Source organism: Streptomyces sp. NPDC047841, from assembly GCF_040704085.1.
Taxonomy (GTDB): Bacteria; Actinomycetota; Actinomycetes; order Streptomycetales; family Streptomycetaceae; genus Streptomyces; species Streptomyces argyrophylli.
Map to the genome: position 1 here is coordinate 26,223 of NZ_JBEYRP010000001.1, position 15,496 is coordinate 41,718.

The window sequence follows — 15,496 nt, forward strand, 5'->3', positions numbered from 1 at the left end:
TGTCCGGACATACGCATTGACAGGGTACGGGGTCGGCCCTCACTTTGTTCCCATGCGCATCGGGGTCATCGGTACGGGCCGCATCGGCACCCTTCACGCGAGGACGCTCAGCCGCCACCGCGAGGTCGGGTCCCTGATCCTGACGGACACGGACCCGGCGCGGGCGCAGACGCTGGCGCACCGGCTGGGCGAGACGGCGGCGCCGGGCGTCGACGAGATCTTCCGGTGGGGCGTGGACGCGGTGGTGATCACCACGGCGACGGCGGCCCACGCCGAGCTGATCGGCCGGGCGGCCCGCTCGGGCCTGCCGGTCTTCTGCGAGAAGCCCATCGCGCTGGACCTGCCGGGCACACTGCACGCGCTCGCCGAGGTGGAGACGGCTGGGACGGTGCTGCAGATGGGCTTCCAGCGGCGGTTCGACGCGGGCTACGCCGGCGCCCGGGAGGCCGTCCGCGCGGGCCGGCTCGGCCGGCTGCACACCGTACGGGCCCTGACCTGCGACCAGGCGCCGCCACCTGTGGAGTGGCTGCCGCTGTCCGGCGGGCTGTTCCGGGACACGCTGATCCACGACTTCGACGTGCTGCGCTGGGTGACGGGCCGCGAGGTGACCGACGTGTACGCCGCCGGCTCGGACCGGGGCCCGGCGATGTTCCGGGAGGCCGGGGACGTCGACACGGGCGCGGCGCTGCTCACGCTGGACGACGGCACCCTGGCCACGGCGACGGCGACCCGGCTGAACGGCGCCGGCTACGACGTCCGCATGGAGCTGGCCGGGGAGCGCGACACGGTGGTGGTCGGCCTGGACGACCGTACGCCCCTCGCGTCCACCGAGCCGACCGGTCCCCCGCCCGCGGACAAGCCGTGGACGGGGTTCCTGGAGCGGTTCGGCCCCGCCTACGAGGCCGAACTGAACGCCTTCGTGGAGGTGGTCCGCGGCGAACGGCCCAACCCCTGCGACGGCCGGGAGGCGCTCCAGGCCCTGCGCGTCGCCGAGGCCTGCGAACGCTCCCGCCGCGAGCGGCGCCCGGTGGCACTGTCCGAGGTCCCAGGCGGAACCGGAGCGCCGTAGACTCCCCGTCCGCGACCGGCCGGCCCCCCGTCCCGGGGGCGGCGCCCCGTCACCAGCGGACCGGCAGGCTTCGCACGCCCCGCATGAGCATGCCCCGCAGCCACTCACCCGGCTCGCCGTCGCGGCCGGGAGGCGCTTCAGGCCCTGCGCGTCGCCGAGGCCTGCGAACGCTCCCGCCGCGAGCGGCGCCCGGTGGCACTGTCCGAGGTCCCGGGCGGAACCGGAGCGCCGTAGACCCCCCGTCCGCGACCGGCCCCCCGTCCCGGGGGTGGGCGCCCCGTCACCAGCGGACCGGCAGGCTTCGCACGCCCCGCATGAGCATGCCCGGCAGCCACTCCCCCGGCGCGCCGTCCAGGGCGAGGCCGGGAGCGCGGTCCAGGAGGGTGCCGAGGGCGATGCTTGCCTCCAGTCGGGCCAGGGGTGCGCCCAGGCAGTAGTGGATGCCGTGGCCGAAGGCGAGGTGGCCCCGGGTGTCGCGGCGGATGTCGAAGCGGTCGGGGTCGGCGAACCGGCCGCCGTCGCGCTGGGCGGCGGTGAGGCCGATCAGCACGTCGTCGCCCCGCCCGATGCTGCTGCCCGCGATCTGAAGCGGCTCGGCGGCGTACCGGTACGTCGCGTTCTCCACCGGCCCTTCCCAGCGCAGCGTCTCCTCCACCGCCCCCTCCAGGAGGGTGCGGTCGGCGCGCAGGGCCGCCAGTTGCGCGGGGTGGGTGAGCAGGGCGAGGACGGCGTTGCCGATGAGGTTGACCGTGGTCTCGTGACCGGCGATGAGCAGCAGGTAGGCCATGCCCCGCAGCTCGTCCATCGAAAGCCGGTCGCCGTCCTCGGCGGTGGTGCGGATCAGGTCGCCGAGCAGGTCGCCCGTGGGGCCGGCGCACCGCTTGTCCTCGATCAGCTCGGTGAGGTACTCGGCGAAGCGGACGGTCGCCGCGCGTTCGGAGTCCGCGTCGGTCGGCGCGACCACCTCCGTGGAGATCTTCCGGAACTCCGCACGGTCGGTCTCGGGCAACCCGAGCAGCTCGCAGATGACGGTGATCGGCAGCGGGTAGGCGAGGGAGTCGACGAGGTCGGCGCGGCCGCACGGCAGCATGGCGTCCAGCAGGTCGTCGGTGATCCGCTGGATCCGCGGGCGCAGCCGCTCGACCCGGCGCATCGTGAAGGCGCGCGCGACCAGGCCCCGCAGGCGGGTGTGCTGCGGCGGGTCGGCGACGAGCAGGTACTTGCCGATCAGCTGCTCGTCCAGGGGCACGTGGCCCGTCTTGGCGCTGTCCTTGGCCAGCCGGGGGTCGGCGAGGGCGGCCCGCGCCTCCTCGTACCCCACCACCAGCCAGGTCTCCCAGGCTCCGCCCGGCATGGCGAGCCGGACCCGGTGGACAGGACCCCGCTCGCGCAGCCGCGCGTACACCGGGTGCGGGTCCCGGCGGAGCGCGTCGCCGCACTCCGTCAGGTCGATCACTCGTTCCATGTCTCCCCCTGTGGACTGCCCCGAGGTCCCGGAACGCGGCCGGTACCGGGACAACGCGCGTGGCGCCCGGATCGTGCCCGCCGGCCCGTGCGGCCGCCCGGTGCCCGGGGCTCAGGCCCCGTCGCCGGTGTCGTCCAGGAGCCCCGCGTCATGGACGAGCAGGGCGATCTGGACCCGGTTGTCCAGGCCGAGCTTGGTGAGGACGCGGGAGACGTGGGCCTTGACGGCGGCCACGCTGAGGAAAAGTTCGGCGGCGATCCGGGCGTTGGCGAGGCCGCGGCCGACGGCGACGGCGACCTCGCGTTCGCGGTCGTTGAGCACGGCGAGCCGTTCACGCGCGCGGGTCCGCCGGGCGTCGGCGGCGGTACCGGCCGCGTGCCGCATCAACTGCCGGGTGACCGCGGGCGACAGGACCGGGTCGCCGGCCGCGACCCGGCGCACGGCGTCGACGATCTCGGCGGGCGGGGTGTCCTTCAGCACGAAACCGGCGGCCCCGGCGCGCAGGGCGTGCAGGACCTGTTCGTCGGCGTGGAAGGTGGTGAGCACGACGACCTGTGGCGCGTCCGGCCGCGCGCGCAGCCGTCGTGTCGCGGTGATCCCGTCCACCGCGGGCATCCGGAGGTCCATCAGGACGACGTCCGGCCGGGCCCGCGCCACCGCTTCCTCGGCCTCCGCGCCGTCGGCCGCCTCGCCGACGATCTCGATGTCCCCGGCCCCGCCGATCATCAGCGCCAGACCGGCGCGTACGAGGGGGTCGTCGTCCACGAGGAGGAGTCTGATCGGCGTCGCAGTCATGGGCTCACGTAATCACGGGTGCGGGGGCCGGACGGGGGGAACGGCCGGGAGCCGGGGGCACGCGTGCGCGTGCGTACGCCGGTGTACGGCGCCGGGGCCCTCAGCCCCGCGGCCACGGCAGCCACCCCCGTACCGCGAATCCCCCGTCCGGACGCGTGCCGTGCTCCAGGTGCCCGCCGGCCAGCGTGGCCCGTTCCCTCAGGCCGATCAGGCCCTGTCCGGAGCCGGGGACGGCCGGGACCTCGGCGGGCGGGGCGGGGTTGGCGACCGTGATCGTCAGGCCGTCGCCGGGCGTGCCCGTGAGGCGGAGCGTGACCTCGGTGCCGGGGGCGTGCTTGCGGGCGTTGGTCAGGGCCTCCTGGGCGATGCGGTAGGCGGTGCGGCCGGTGGAGGCGGGGACGGCGGCCGGGTCGGCGACGCGGTGGTCGAGGGTGACGTGCATGCCGGCCTCGCGGCATTCGGCGACGAGGGCGTCCAGCGCGGCCAGCGTCGGCTGGGGACGCCCGCCGGGCGGCTCCTCGGACTCCCCGGCCCGCAGGACGCCGATGATCTCCCGTAGGTCCTGCAGGGCCTCGTGGGCGCTCTCCCGGATCACCCCGGCGGCCCGCGCGATGTCCTCGCGGGGTGCGTCCGGCCGGAACTCCAGGGCGCCCGCGTGCACGCTGAGCAGGGTGAGCCGGTGGGCGAGCACGTCGTGCATCTCGCGGGCGATGGCCTCGCGGGCCAGCCGCTGCGCCTGCTCGGCGCGGAGCCGGGCCTCGGTCTCCGCCCGGTGCGCCCGGTCCCTGAGGCTCAGCATCAGCATGCGCTTGGAGCGGACGAACATGCCCCAGCCGATGACGGACACGGTGAGCAGCGTGGTGATCGCGACGACACCCGCGTAGGGCAGGTCGGGGTCGGGGCGCATCCAGTAGAACAGCGGGACGAGCGCGAGTTCGACGCCGGCGGTCCAGGCGACGTACCGGAAGGGCCGGTGGACGGCGAGCGTGAACAGGGCGACCATCGCGGCGCCGCCCGAGCTGTTGGACAGCAGGCCGACCGGGATCATCGCGACGGCGAGCCCGACGGGCCACCGGCGGCGCAGCCAGACGGCGCCGCAGGACAGGGTGCCCAGCATCTGGTCGAGGACGGCGAGGGAGTGCGGGAGGCCGGGTTCCTTGTCGAGGCCCTGGGCGGCGGCCACGCCGAGGAGGACGGCCAGGAGGAAGCAGGAGAGGTCGACGACCCAGTCGCGTGCCGTGCGCCGCGGCCGTCGCCCGGGGGTCCCGGCGGCCGGGTCCAGCTCGTGGACGAGGGCGGAGGGGAACAGCCACCGGCGGCCGGTGAACTCCCTCGGCTCCCGCGCCTGTTCGTCTTCGGTCACGGTCCGCAAATCTACGCACGGTCCGGGCCCCGCGGCCGTCTGGGTCCCCGGATCACCGACCGGGCGACCGGGACCGTCGACCTAAGTCGCACCGGCGTGGACCTTCGGATGACACCCGCCGGCGCGGGCGGGGTCTTCCGTCGCCGGGCATCCGCCCCGCGGCCGATGCGCGGGCGGCGGCCGGGCGGCGAGGGTCGTGGGGTGAAACAGGTACTGGAGTTCCTCGGATTCATCGCCCTGGTGCAGGGCGCGCTGGGCCTGGTGCACGAGTTCACCGACTGGCATGTGGGCCTCGTACAGCGGACCCGACTGCGCGAAAACTCCCCGGACTTCACGGGACATTCGCCAGGGTTGTCATTGACATGCCACCTTCTACGCGCGTCATCATGAGGCCATGAGATTCCCCCCACGGATCACACGCGCCGGCGCCGCGGCCGCCGTCCTGTCCGCCCTCCTCCTCGGCGGCACCGTCACCGCGACCCCGGCGGCCGCCGCGGTCGGCAGCGTCTGCTACGGCGACCTGCCCGCACAGGCGCACGACACGCTCGGCCTGATCGAGCGGGGCGGGCCGTTCCCGTACGCGCAGGACGGCGTCGTCTTCCAGAACCGGGAACGCGTCCTGCCCGGCCGGCCGGCCGGTTACTACCACGAGTACACGGTGATCACCCCGGGCTCGCCCACGCGCGGCGCCCGCCGGATCGTGACGGGCGACGAGGACCAGGAGGACTACTACACCTCCGACCACTACGCCACGTTCGACCTGGTCGACTTCGGCTGCTGAGGTCCGGGCCGGGCTCCCCGCCCCGTGTGCTCCCCCCACGGAGGACCCGGAAGCGAGGAGCCCGGCCCGGTCCGCGCGGACGCGCGGACTACGCCTCCTTGTGGCTGAGCAGGATGTCGACCGCGGTCTGGCCGCCGTCCACGGTGACCTGCGTGGCCACCGGCGCGTATCCGGCGGCGATCACGGTGTACTGCTCACTGGCGAGGTCGGTGAAGGAGTAGCTGCCGTCGACGCTCGTGGTGCGCGTCCCGACGACGTTGCCCGCGGCGTCGATCAGGGTCACCCGGGCGTCCTCCAGAGCCCGTCCGTCCTGGGTGTGCACCGTCCCCCACAGGGTCGCCGCCGCGGACAGCCGGATGTCACAGCGGGTGGTCTCGCCGGAGACGGTGGCCGGCACGGCGGCCGGGCGGTGGCCGGGCGCGCTGACGCTGAGCGTGTAGTCCCCGGGCGGCAGGTCGCCGAGCCGGTAGCCGCCGCCCGTACCGGTGGTCGCGGACGCCGTCACGTCACCGTGCCGGTCCGTCGCCACCACCAGGGCGCCGGGGAGCACCTCCCCGTCCCCGCCGCGCACCGTGCCGGCCACGCCGCCGGGGCTGGGCAGGAGCACCAGGTCGTGGGCGACGGGCGCGCCGTCCAGGCTCAGCGTGGCGACCTGCGGCTGGTACCCGGGCGCCGAGCCGATGAGGACCAGGCTGCCGCGCACGGGAGTGTCCACGGCGTACCAGCCGTCGTCCCCGGAGGTGGTGCGGGCCAGCTGGTGACCCGCCGCGTCCAGCACGGTGATCGCGGTACGGGGCACGGGTACGCCCGCACCGTCCCGCACCTGCCCGCGGATGGCCGCCGGACCCTCCGCGCCGACGGACGCGAGGGGGGCGGTGGCGGTCGCCCCGGCGGCCTCGGGCGCGGTCCCGGTGGCCGCCATGGATCCGGCGGCGGGAGCGGCCTCGGCCCGGACCGGCCCGCCGGCGTCCTCGGCGGACGCGTTCGCCTTCTTCCTGGCGCGGAACAGCAGCGCGGTGACGAGCACGGCGCAGGCGAAGAAACCGGCCGACCACCAGTAGGCGACGGTGTAGCTGTGCAGCGCCGCGTTGGCCTTGACCAGGGGATCGGTCAGGTGGTGCTTCGCGTAGTCGGTGGCCGCGCTGGCGGCCAGGGTGTTCAGCAGCGCCGTACTGATCGAACCGCCCACCTGCTGGGTGGTGTTGACGGCCGCCGAGGCCACGCCCTGGTCGCTCGCCCGCACCCCGAGGGTGGCGTAGCTCATGGCCGCGGGCATCGACATCCCGAGCCCCGCGCCCAGCAGCAGCAGCGGCGGCAGCACATGCGGCGCGTAGCTGCTGTGCAGGTCGAGGCGGGTCAGCCAGACCATGCCGCCGACGGCCAGGAGCAGGCCGGCGGGCACGACGATCTTGGGCCCGATCCTCGGCACCAGCCAGTTGGTGGACAGCTGCGCCATCACCATCAGCGCGCCCACCATCGGCAGGAAGGCCACGCCGTTCTTGACCGGCGAGTAGCCCAGCGTCGCCTGGAGGTAGTAGGTGAGGAAGAGGAAGACGCCGAACATCCCGGCGGAGGAGATCAGCACGGTCGACAGGGCGGCGGCGCGGTCGCGGTCCGCCAGGACGCGCAGGGGCAGGACGGGGTGCTTCGCACGGGTCTGCCAGAGGAAGAACGCCACCAGAAGGAGACCGCCCGCGGCGAGGAAGCCCCAGGTCATCCAGTTGTCCCAGTCGTGCGTCTCGGCGTTGGCGAAGCCGTAGACGACACCGAACAGGCCGCCGGAGACCAGGACGGCGCCGAGGATGTCCAGTTTGGGCCGCTCGGCCGGGACGGAACGGCCGATGAGGACGGCCGCGCCGATCAGCGCGGGGATCGCGATGACGTCGTTGACGTACAGCGTCCAGCGCCAGTTGAGGTACTCGGTCAGCAGACCGCCGAGGACCAGGCCGACGGCGGCGCCGGAGCCGGCGATGGCGCCGAATATGCCGAACGCCTTCGCGCGTTCCTTGGCTTCGGTGAACGTGGTGGTCAGCAGGGAGAGCGCCGCGGGGGCGAGCAGGGCGCCGAACAGCCCCTGCACGGCACGCGCGACGACCAGCATCGTGAAGCCGTTCGCCGCGCCGCCGACCGCGGAGGCGGCGGCGAAGCCGACGATGCCGATGATGAAGGTCGTCTTGCGGCCGACGAGGTCGGCGAGCCGGCCGCCGAGCAGCAGCAGACTGCCGAAGGCCAGGGAGTAGGCGGTGACGATCCACTGCCGCCCGTTGTTGTCGAAGCCCAGGTCCTGCTGGGCGGACGGCAGGGCGATGTTCACGATCGTGGCGTCGAGCACGACCATGAGCTGGGCGAGGCCGATCACCGCCAGGGCCCACCACCGGTGCTTCGGCGGGGCGTGGGTCTGGCCGGACGGCCCGGCCTGGACGGTGGCGACCGGGATGGCTTCCACGATGGAACTCCCTCAGGGGGCTCGGATTGCTCGGTTGTGCGTCAGCGCCGGCAGGACGACCGTGTCCCCGTCGCCATGGGTCCGAAACAGTTTCGTACTGCAAAGGTAGGCAATCCCGCAGCGAAACTCAAACGTTTCGATCGGCCTGCGGGGGATGTGCGGCAGGTCACGGACCGGGGAGCGTCGGCGCCCGGGTCAGCCCGCTGCCCGGCGCCCCCAGGCCGTCCCGGCGAGCACCAGGACGCCGCCCGCCAGGCCGAGCGCGCCGAGCCGGTCGCCGCCCAGCGCGATACCGGCGCCGGCGGCCCACAGCGGCTCGGTGCCGAGCAGCAGGCTGACCCGGGAGGCGGAGGTGCGGCGGACGGCCCACATCTGCACGAAGAACGCGAACACCGTGCACAGGGCCGACAGAAACAGCAGTCCCGTCCACTCCCGCGCGCCGAAGCCGGTCGCGGCCGTCCACGGCGCCGGTCCGCCCCCGGCGGCCGACAGCAGGGCGAAGACGGCGACGGCGGAGCCGAGCTGGACCGTCGTCAGCGGCAGCGCGCCGGCGCCCTGTACGGCCTTGATCCGGGACATGGCCAGGACGTGCACGGTGCGGGCGCACGCGGCGAGCAGCATCAGCAGGTCGCCGAGGGAGGGCCGGGTGAAGCCGGCGCCCTGGGTGAGCAGGACGACGCCCAGGACCGACAGGGCCGCCGCGCCGAGGAAGGGCGGCGTGGGCCGGGTGCGGGTGACGGCGGCCTCGGCGAGCGGGGTGAAGATCATCGTGAGGCTGATGATCAGACCGGCGTTGGTCGCCGAGGTGTGCACCACGCCGTACGTCTCCAGCAGGAAGATCCCGGCAAGGATCAGGCCGAGCAGGGCCGCGCCGCGCCACTGGGCGCCGGTGAGCGCGCGCAGGGAGCGGCGGCCGGCGACGGCCAGGGCGGGCAGTGCGAGGGCGAAGCGCAGCACCAGGACGGCGAGCACCGTCCGAACGGTGGTGATCTCCTTCGCCGCCAGGTAGCTGGCGCCCCAGCAGACCGCGACGAGCAGCACGGGCAGGTCGGTGTGCCAGGTCCGGCGGGGCGCGAGCGCGGCGGGTACGGCGAGCGAGGACATGGGGTGCGGCTCTCCTGGTCTCCGGGAGGGGGTGCGGAGACATCGGCGGCTCGCACGGGGGCGCGCTCACGCTACCGGCCGACCTGGTCCCCGGCCAGGACGAGGACGCCTGCACCGACGGGGGCCGGGCGGGGTGGGGGGCGTGCCCCGGCGCCCGGGTGGGGCGGCACCACCGTCGTCTCCGGAGCTCCAGCCGTCCTGACCGAGCTTGCCCGTGGCGGGTGCCTTCTTCCGGGTGCGGGGTCTGCGGTCGACAGGGCAGATCCCGCGCCCGCCCGCGACTCATCGGCCCGGCCGGATGCCCCCGGGGGATCCGGCTCAGCCGGCGTGCGTGGAGAACAGTCCGCCGGTCGGGCCCTGTTTGTCGCCGCCCTGGGCCTTCTTCAGGGCGTTGGCGAGGCTCTCGATGGTGAGGGACTGGAGGATCACCCGGCCGTTGCCCTCCAGCGTGGCCAGGGACAGGCCCTCGCCGCCGAACACGGCGTTCATCAGGCCCTGGCGGTTGAGGCCGCCGACGCGCTGGACGCCGTACTGGATGCCCTCCTCGAAGGCGACCACACAGCCGGTGTCGACCTCGATCCGGCCGCCGAAGTCCGCCGGGTTGAGGTCGATGAAGTTGCCCGCGCCCGCGATGATCACCGTGCCGTGCCCGGTGAACTTCTCCAGGACGAAGCCCTCGCCGCCGCTCATGCCGGTGCGGCCGCCGGCGAAGGCGATGCCGAAGTCGACGGTGGACTCGGCGGCCACGAAGGCGTCCTTCTCGGCGAACCACGCGCGCGTGCCGTCCAGCTCCAGGGCGCGCATCTCGCCGGGGAGCACGCCCGCGAAGCCGACCGTGCCCTCGCCGCCCTGGGCGGTGAAGTACTGGAAGGCCAGCGACTCACCGGCGAGCATGCGCTGGCCGACCTGCATGGCGGTGCCCATGGCCTGCCGGAGCAGACCGCCCATGCCGCCGCCCTGCTGCTGCCCGCCGCTGCCGGACGGGCCGGACAGCCGCGTCTCCATGGTCACGTTGGTGGTCTTGAACAGGAACTTCCCGGCCTCGCAGTACACGGTCTGGCCGGGGTGCAGGTTGACGACCGCCATCTGCATGGCGTTGCCGACGATCTCTTGCTTAAGGGTCACGTGGAAGGAACGCGAAAGGAGGCGGGAAGAGTTCCGGCAGGCCGGAACAGGGGTCCGCGCGGGTGACCGGCGGGGCGCCCCGGTGCTGTCCGGCCGGGGCGCCCCACGCGCGCGCGGACGGGGATCAGCCGCCCAGTTCCTGGTGGCGGGCGGCGAGGCCGCTCGCGCCCTGCTCGGTCAGGGAGCCGAACAGGCGCAGCCGGGAGATGCCGCCGTCGGGGAAGATGTCGATCCGCGCGTGGGTGCCGACCGCCGGCTCGGGCAGGACGAAGCGGTGGCCGGTGTCGGGCTGGAGGCGGGTGCGGGGCAGGATCTCCCGCCATGCGCCGTCCTCACCGTCCTTGACGGAGACCGAGGCCCAGCCGGCGCTGTTGCCCTTCAGGCAGGCCGTGTCGATCTCGACGGCGCGGATCTGGGACTGGGCGACGAGCCGGTAGCGGATCCAGTCGTTGCCCTGGTCGCGGCGGCGGCGGGTCTCCCAGCCGTCGTCCATCTTGCGGGAGCGGCCCGGCTGGATGGTGTTGGTGGCCGGCGAGTAGAAGAGGTCGGAGGCGTCCTCGACCCGGCCGCCGTTCTCCAGGGCGACCACGTCGAAGGTGCCGAGGGCCGTCAGCCACCCGGGGTCCGGGACGATCTCGCCGTACACGCGCAGGCGGGCGATGCCGCCGTCGGGGTGCTGGTTGATCCGCAGGTGCGTGAAGCGCTGCTCGGCGGTGACCTCGAAGCCGTTGGCCGCGTGGCCGCCGACGGCGGTGCGCGGGACGATCGTCGTCCACTTCACCTCGTCGCCCAGGAGTTCCTCCGGGGACGGCGAGCCGGGTACGGACGTGGCCTCGACCGAGACGGCCTGCGGGTAGTTGCCGCGGAAGTGGGCGGTGTCGACGACGATCCCGCGGATCACCCCGGGGGCGCCGAGGCGGACCAGCGCCCAGTCGTGGTCCTCGGCGGTGGGCCACGGGTGCCCGGCGGAGGCACCGCGGCGGCGGCGGGTCTCCCAGCCGTCCATGATCTTGCCCTTGTGCCCGAAGTGCTCGGGGTCGAACTCGGCCCGCCCGGGCACCAGCAGGTTCTCGCGCTCGGCGAAGAACTCGTCGTTGGCGGCGATGACTCCGGCGCCGAGCCGCCGGTCGGCGAGGTCGGCGTACCGGGTGAAGGGGAAGTCGGCGGTCCGGTAGTCCGCGTACGGGTCGCCGCCTCCGTAGGGGTTCGCGTCGCCGGTGAAGCTCTCAATCGCCGTCACGGTGATCAGTGGGTCCTCTCTGGGAGTCGGCCGGGTGCGGTTGCGGTGGTGGGTCACTGGGGGCGGGCGAGCAGCGTGCCCTTCGGGGCGGTGAACTCGCCGTCGGCGACGATGCGTTCGCCGCGCAGCCAGGTGGACTTGACGACGCCGTACAGGGTCCTGCCGGCGTAGGCGGTGACCCGGTTGCGGTGCTGGAGGCCGGCCGGGTCGACGGTGAAGGTCTCGTCGGGGGCGAGGACGGCGAAGTCGGCGTCGTGGCCCGGCGCGATGGCGCCCTTGGAGGCGCCGAGGCCGACGAGGCCGGCGGTCCGCGTGGACATCCAGCGCACGACGTCCTCCAGGCCGTGGCCGCGTTCGCGGGCCGCGGTCCAGACGGCGGACAGGCTGAGCTGGAGGCCGGAGATGCCGCCCCACGCGGTGGCGAAGTCGTCCGTCTTCAGGTCGGCGGTGGACGGCGAGTGGTCGGTGACCACGCAGTCGATGGTGCCGTCGGCGAGCGCCTCCCAGAGCAGGTCCTGGTTGGCGGCCTCGCGGATGGGCGGGCAGCACTTGAACTCGCTGGCGCCGTCCGGAACCTCCTCGGCGGTCAGGGTGAGGTAGTGCGGGCAGGTCTCCACGGTGACGCGGACGCCCTCGGCGCGGGCGGCGCGGATCAGCGGCAGGGCGTCGCCGGAGGACAGGTGCAGTACGTGCACGCGCGCGTTCAGGCGCCGGGCCTGTGCGATGAGGTTCGCGATGGCGGTGTCCTCGGCGTCGCGCGGCCGGGAGGCGAGGAAGTCGGCGTACTTCGGGCCGCCCTGCTGCGGGGCCGCGGCCAGGTGGTGCGGGTCCTCGGCGTGCACGATGAGCAGTCCGTCGAATCCGGCGACCTCGGCCAGGGACCGGGCAAGCTGTTCCTGTCCGAGGTGCGGGAACTCGTCCACGCCGGACGGGGACAGGAAGGCCTTGAAGCCGAAGACGCCGGCCTCGTGCAGCGGGCGCAGGTCCTTGACGTTGTCGGGCAGGGCGCCGCCCCAGAAGCCGACGTCGATGTGCGCCTTGTCCCGGGCGGCGTCCTGCTTGATCCGCAGGTGCTCGACCGTGGTGGTCGGGGGCAGGGAGTTGAGCGGCATGTCGATCAGGGTGGTGATGCCGCCGGCCGCCGCCGCGCGGGTCGCGGTCCAGAAGCCCTCCCACTCGGTGCGGCCCGGGTCGTTGACGTGCACATGGGTGTCGACCAGGCCGGGCAGCAGGACGTGGTCGCCGACGTCCTCCAGCCGGGCGCCGGCCGGGACCCCGGCGTCGTACGGCAGGACGGCCGTGATCGTCCCGGCGGACACGGTGACGGTGGCGGCCCGTGTCCCCTCCGGAGTGATCACGCGCGTGGAGCGCAGCACCAGTTCAGCGTCGGACACCCGAACCCCTCTCTCTCCCGCCCGTTTTACGCCCAGGAAACAGGATGTACATCCACGTAACGGACTTCAACGTTCTGTTGAAGGAGTCTTCACTCCCGCTTCCCCGTCGTCAAGAGGCACACTTCTGGGCAGCATCGAAGCGTCGCTAGGTCTGGACGTTTCCACAAAGCGGAATTAGAATTCCAGCAAGCAGAACGTAGCTACGTACAAGCAGGGAGTCAACCGACTGCCGGGTAGGCTTCTGCTCTCCCCGCCAGTCCCGAAAGGAACGCGCCGTGCCGACGTCCAGCGCCAGCACCACCGACTCCGCCAAGCCCTCCGCCGCCGGCGGTGTGCAGTCCCTGGAGCGCGCCTTCGACCTGCTCGAGCGGATGGCGGACGCGGGCGGCGAGGTGGGGCTGAGCGAGCTGTCAGCGGCGAGCGGGCTGCCGCTGCCGACCATCCACCGGCTGATGCGCACGCTGGTCGCCTGCGGCTACGTCCGCCAGCAGGCCAACCGGCGCTACGCCCTCGGCCCCCGGCTGATCCGCCTCGGCGAGTCCGCCTCCCGGCTGCTCGGCACCTGGGCGCGGCCGTACCTGGCCCGGCTGGTGGAGGAGACCGGCGAGACGGCGAACATGGCGCTGCTCGACGGGGACGAGATCGTGTACGTGGCCCAGGTGCCGTCGAAGCACTCGATGCGGATGTTCACCGAGGTCGGCCGGCGGGTGCTGCCGCACTCGACCGGTGTCGGCAAGGCGCTGCTGGCCGGGGTGCCGGACGACGAGGTGCGGGCGCTGCTGGCCCGGACGGGCATGCCGGCCGCCACGGAGCGGACCATCACCACGCCGGAGGGGTTCCTGGCGGCGCTGGCGGAGGTGCGCGACCTGGGCTACGCCGTGGACGACAACGAGCAGGAGGTCGGGGTGCGGTGCCTCGCGGTGTCCGTGCCGGACTCCCCCACGGCGGCCGCCATCTCCATCTCCGGACCGGCGGGACGGGTCACGGAAGCGGCCACGGAGAAGATCGTGCCGGTGCTCCAGCAGATCGCCGGCGAACTGTCGGCGGCACTGGCCAGCCAGAACCAGGGCTGACCCCGAGGACGCCGGGAGCCGGTTCCCGCGGCGTCCGGGGCGCCGGCCGGCTGAGTACCCGTACTCATGTACCCCTCCCGCCCGCCCGGGCAGGGTGGACGGCATGGACCTCCCCGTCGCCCCGCCCGCCTTCGACGCCACCACCGGCCCCGGGCCGCGCCGCCGTGCCGACCGGGGTGCCGACGTCGGAGCCGGGTGCGGGCTGGTGTTCCTGGAGCTGGTCGCCCTGGTGGTGATCTTCGGGCTCTGGGTGCTGTCGGGGTGGACCTTCGACACGGCCGAGACCGTCACGGCCGATCCGCTGTGGAACTACCTGGCCGCCGCCGGCGGGGTCGGTCTCCTCGCCCTCGTGGCGGGTCTGGTCGCCGCGCGGGCCGGTGCCGTCGTCACGGTGGTCAGCCAGGCCGTGATGGCCGCCCTGGTCTGCCTCCTCGTCTTCGGCGGGGCCGCCGCGCAGTCCCACCAGGACCAGGTCTGCCGCGACCTGCCGTCGGCCTCGGGCTGCCGGGACGAGGGGCGGCCGTAGCGGACGGCTATCCCCCGCCGTCCGGATCGTCCCGGCGTCGCGCGGCCCGGTCGCGGGGCGGTTCGCCGAACAGGTCCACGGCGTCGCGCACCTCGGACAGTCCCCGGGCCAGCGCGCTCATCGAGCCGATCGCGCCGGCGACGAGCAACAGCGAGCTGCGCAGGCGAGGGATCTCCGGCGGGCCGCCGGCGGCCATCGCGGCCAGCGCCGCGAGTTCGTCCTCGGCTATCGCCCGGTCGGGGAAGTCCGCGGGCAGCGCGGCGAGTTCGCGGCGCAGACGGGACACCGCGGTCCGCAGTTCCGTCACCCTCGGGTCCTTGTCGCTGCCGGTCACCGGCCTCTGCCCCAAGCTCCGCAACACAGCCCTCCCCCCTGACACCCCCTCGTGCGCGGGCCAGTAAACGCCACCGCGTGCGGGAGCGCCACAGCGCGGACCGAAATTCAGCCCAACGGAAGCGGCACCGGAAAACCGGCCGAATCCACGGCCGTCGGGTATGCAGGACCCATGACGGACAACCAGGATCTCCGGGGGGACGTCGCGGGGCTGCTGCTCGCCGCCGGCGGCGGCAGACGGCTCGGCGGACGCCCCAAGGCACTGCTCCCGCACCGGGGCCGGCCCCTCGTCGAGCACGCGGCCGGGGTGCTGCGCGCGGCCGGATGCGGGCCGATCCACGTGGTGCTGGGCGCCGCGGCGGACGAGGTACGAAACCGCGCCCGGCTCGACGGCTGTGTGCTGGTGGACAACCCGGACTGGGCGGCGGGCATGGGCTCCTCGCTGCGCGCGGGACTGGCCTCCCTCGCCGGCACGGGCGTCCGCGCGGCCCTGGTGAGCCTGGTCGACCAGCCCGGCATCGGCCCGGCCGCGACCGCCCGGGTGCTCGGCGCCTGCCAGGACGAGACGTCCCTGGTCTCGGCCGCCTACGCGGGGGTACGCGGGCACCCGGTGCTGTTCGGTGCGGCGCACTGGGCGGGCATCGCGGAGACGGCCACCGGGGACCGCGGGGCGCGGGCGTACCTGAAGGCGCACGAGCGGGAGATCCGGCTGGTGGAGTGCGCGGACGTCGCCGAGCCGTACGACATCGACACGGAGGCCGACCTCGGCCACCTGCGGTGAC

At 74.0% G+C, this 15,496-nt stretch carries 14 protein-coding genes and 1 pseudogene; 6 read left to right on the top strand and 9 right to left on the bottom strand.

Translation table 11 applies throughout. From position 1 onward, the window contains the following. Positions 1 to 52: 52 nt before the first annotated feature. Together AB0947_RS00095 and AB0947_RS00100 are read left to right on the top strand one after the other, a co-directional pair. Entirely contained in the window at positions 53 to 1,069 is a 1,017-nt protein-coding gene (locus AB0947_RS00095; protein WP_366747997.1) for a Gfo/Idh/MocA family oxidoreductase, read from the top strand. Between the two features lie 123 nt (positions 1,070 to 1,192). Continuing rightward, positions 1,193 to 1,303, top strand: a pseudogene (locus AB0947_RS00100) (dehydrogenase); the annotation flags it as partial. A 46-nt stretch (positions 1,304 to 1,349) separates the two neighbouring features. Here the strand turns inward: AB0947_RS00100 and AB0947_RS00105 are convergent. The 3 genes from AB0947_RS00105 to AB0947_RS00115 form a co-directional block, all read right to left on the bottom strand. After that, entirely contained in the window at positions 1,350 to 2,534 is a 1,185-nt protein-coding gene (locus AB0947_RS00105; RefSeq protein WP_366747998.1) for a cytochrome P450, read from the bottom strand. Between the two features lie 111 nt (positions 2,535 to 2,645). Continuing rightward, positions 2,646 to 3,329, bottom strand: a complete 684-nt coding sequence (locus tag AB0947_RS00110) for a response regulator transcription factor (RefSeq protein WP_366747999.1) — start codon at positions 3,327 to 3,329, stop codon at positions 2,646 to 2,648. A 100-nt stretch (positions 3,330 to 3,429) separates the two neighbouring features. Beyond that, positions 3,430 to 4,701 carry a histidine kinase gene (locus AB0947_RS00115; protein ID WP_366748000.1) on the bottom strand — a complete coding sequence of 424 codons (1,272 nt, stop codon included), beginning with the start codon at positions 4,699 to 4,701 and terminating at the stop codon, positions 3,430 to 3,432. A 385-nt stretch (positions 4,702 to 5,086) separates the two neighbouring features. On the opposite strand from AB0947_RS00115, the gene AB0947_RS00120 reads away from it, so the two are divergent. Then, positions 5,087 to 5,473: a ribonuclease domain-containing protein gene (locus tag AB0947_RS00120; RefSeq protein ID WP_366748001.1), complete on the top strand. Its 387-nt coding sequence runs from the start codon at positions 5,087 to 5,089 to the stop codon at positions 5,471 to 5,473. Between the two features lie 88 nt (positions 5,474 to 5,561). On the opposite strand, the gene AB0947_RS00125 is transcribed toward AB0947_RS00120, so the two are convergent. From AB0947_RS00125 to allB, 5 genes are all read right to left on the bottom strand, one after another. Further along, the gene (locus AB0947_RS00125) at positions 5,562 to 7,919 is read right to left on the bottom strand and encodes an MFS transporter (RefSeq protein WP_366748002.1); all 2,358 of its coding nucleotides are present in this window, start codon (positions 7,917 to 7,919) and stop codon (positions 5,562 to 5,564) included. A 195-nt stretch (positions 7,920 to 8,114) separates the two neighbouring features. Continuing rightward, positions 8,115 to 9,023, bottom strand: coding sequence for a DMT family transporter (locus AB0947_RS00130; RefSeq protein ID WP_366748003.1), 909 nt, complete (start codon positions 9,021 to 9,023; stop codon positions 8,115 to 8,117). 318 nt (positions 9,024 to 9,341) lie between these two features. Continuing rightward, the gene (locus AB0947_RS00135) at positions 9,342 to 10,148 is read right to left on the bottom strand and encodes an AIM24 family protein (RefSeq protein WP_366748004.1); all 807 of its coding nucleotides are present in this window, start codon (positions 10,146 to 10,148) and stop codon (positions 9,342 to 9,344) included. Between the two features lie 124 nt (positions 10,149 to 10,272). Then, entirely contained in the window at positions 10,273 to 11,388 is a 1,116-nt protein-coding gene (gene alc / locus AB0947_RS00140) for an allantoicase (RefSeq protein ID WP_366748005.1), read from the bottom strand. Positions 11,389 to 11,441: 53 nt separating this feature from the next. Then, on the bottom strand, positions 11,442 to 12,782 hold the full coding sequence (gene allB / locus AB0947_RS00145; RefSeq protein ID WP_366748006.1) for an allantoinase AllB: 1,341 nt from the start codon (positions 12,780 to 12,782) through the stop codon (positions 11,442 to 11,444). Between the two features lie 275 nt (positions 12,783 to 13,057). On the opposite strand from allB, the gene AB0947_RS00150 reads away from it, so the two are divergent. Then, a complete protein-coding gene (locus AB0947_RS00150) occupies positions 13,058 to 13,855 on the top strand; it encodes an IclR family transcriptional regulator (RefSeq protein ID WP_366748007.1) in 798 nt (265 codons plus the stop codon). Between the two features lie 103 nt (positions 13,856 to 13,958). Next, complete coding sequence (locus AB0947_RS00155; RefSeq protein ID WP_366748008.1) at positions 13,959 to 14,381, top strand: DUF6234 family protein; 423 nt, start codon at positions 13,959 to 13,961, stop codon at positions 14,379 to 14,381. Positions 14,382 to 14,388: 7 nt separating this feature from the next. Here the strand turns inward: AB0947_RS00155 and AB0947_RS00160 are convergent, their stop codons facing one another. Beyond that, positions 14,389 to 14,742 carry a DUF5955 family protein gene (locus tag AB0947_RS00160; protein ID WP_366748009.1) on the bottom strand — a complete coding sequence of 118 codons (354 nt, stop codon included), beginning with the start codon at positions 14,740 to 14,742 and terminating at the stop codon, positions 14,389 to 14,391. Between the two features lie 144 nt (positions 14,743 to 14,886). On the opposite strand from AB0947_RS00160, the gene AB0947_RS00165 reads away from it, so the two are divergent. Then, positions 14,887 to 15,495: a nucleotidyltransferase family protein gene (locus tag AB0947_RS00165; RefSeq protein ID WP_366748010.1), complete on the top strand. Its 609-nt coding sequence runs from the start codon at positions 14,887 to 14,889 to the stop codon at positions 15,493 to 15,495. The last annotated feature ends 1 nt before the right edge of the window (position 15,496 follow it).

Bases quoted from the DNA above. Each gene is read 5' to 3' on its own strand.
- AB0947_RS00165 (WP_366748010.1), top strand. From the start codon at position 14,887: ATGACGGACAACCAGGATCTCCGGGGGGACGTCGCGGGGCTGCTGCTC.
- AB0947_RS00155 (WP_366748008.1), top strand. From the start codon at position 13,959: ATGGACCTCCCCGTCGCCCCGCCCGCCTTCGACGCCACCACCGGCCCC.
- AB0947_RS00130 (WP_366748003.1), bottom strand. From the start codon at position 9,023: ATGTCCTCGCTCGCCGTACCCGCCGCGCTCGCGCCCCGCCGGACCTGG.
- AB0947_RS00120 (WP_366748001.1), top strand. From the start codon at position 5,087: ATGAGATTCCCCCCACGGATCACACGCGCCGGCGCCGCGGCCGCCGTC.
- AB0947_RS00105 (WP_366747998.1), bottom strand. From the start codon at position 2,534: ATGGAACGAGTGATCGACCTGACGGAGTGCGGCGACGCGCTCCGCCGG.
- AB0947_RS00095 (WP_366747997.1), top strand. From the start codon at position 53: ATGCGCATCGGGGTCATCGGTACGGGCCGCATCGGCACCCTTCACGCG.
- AB0947_RS00110 (WP_366747999.1), bottom strand. From the start codon at position 3,329: ATGACTGCGACGCCGATCAGACTCCTCCTCGTGGACGACGACCCCCTC.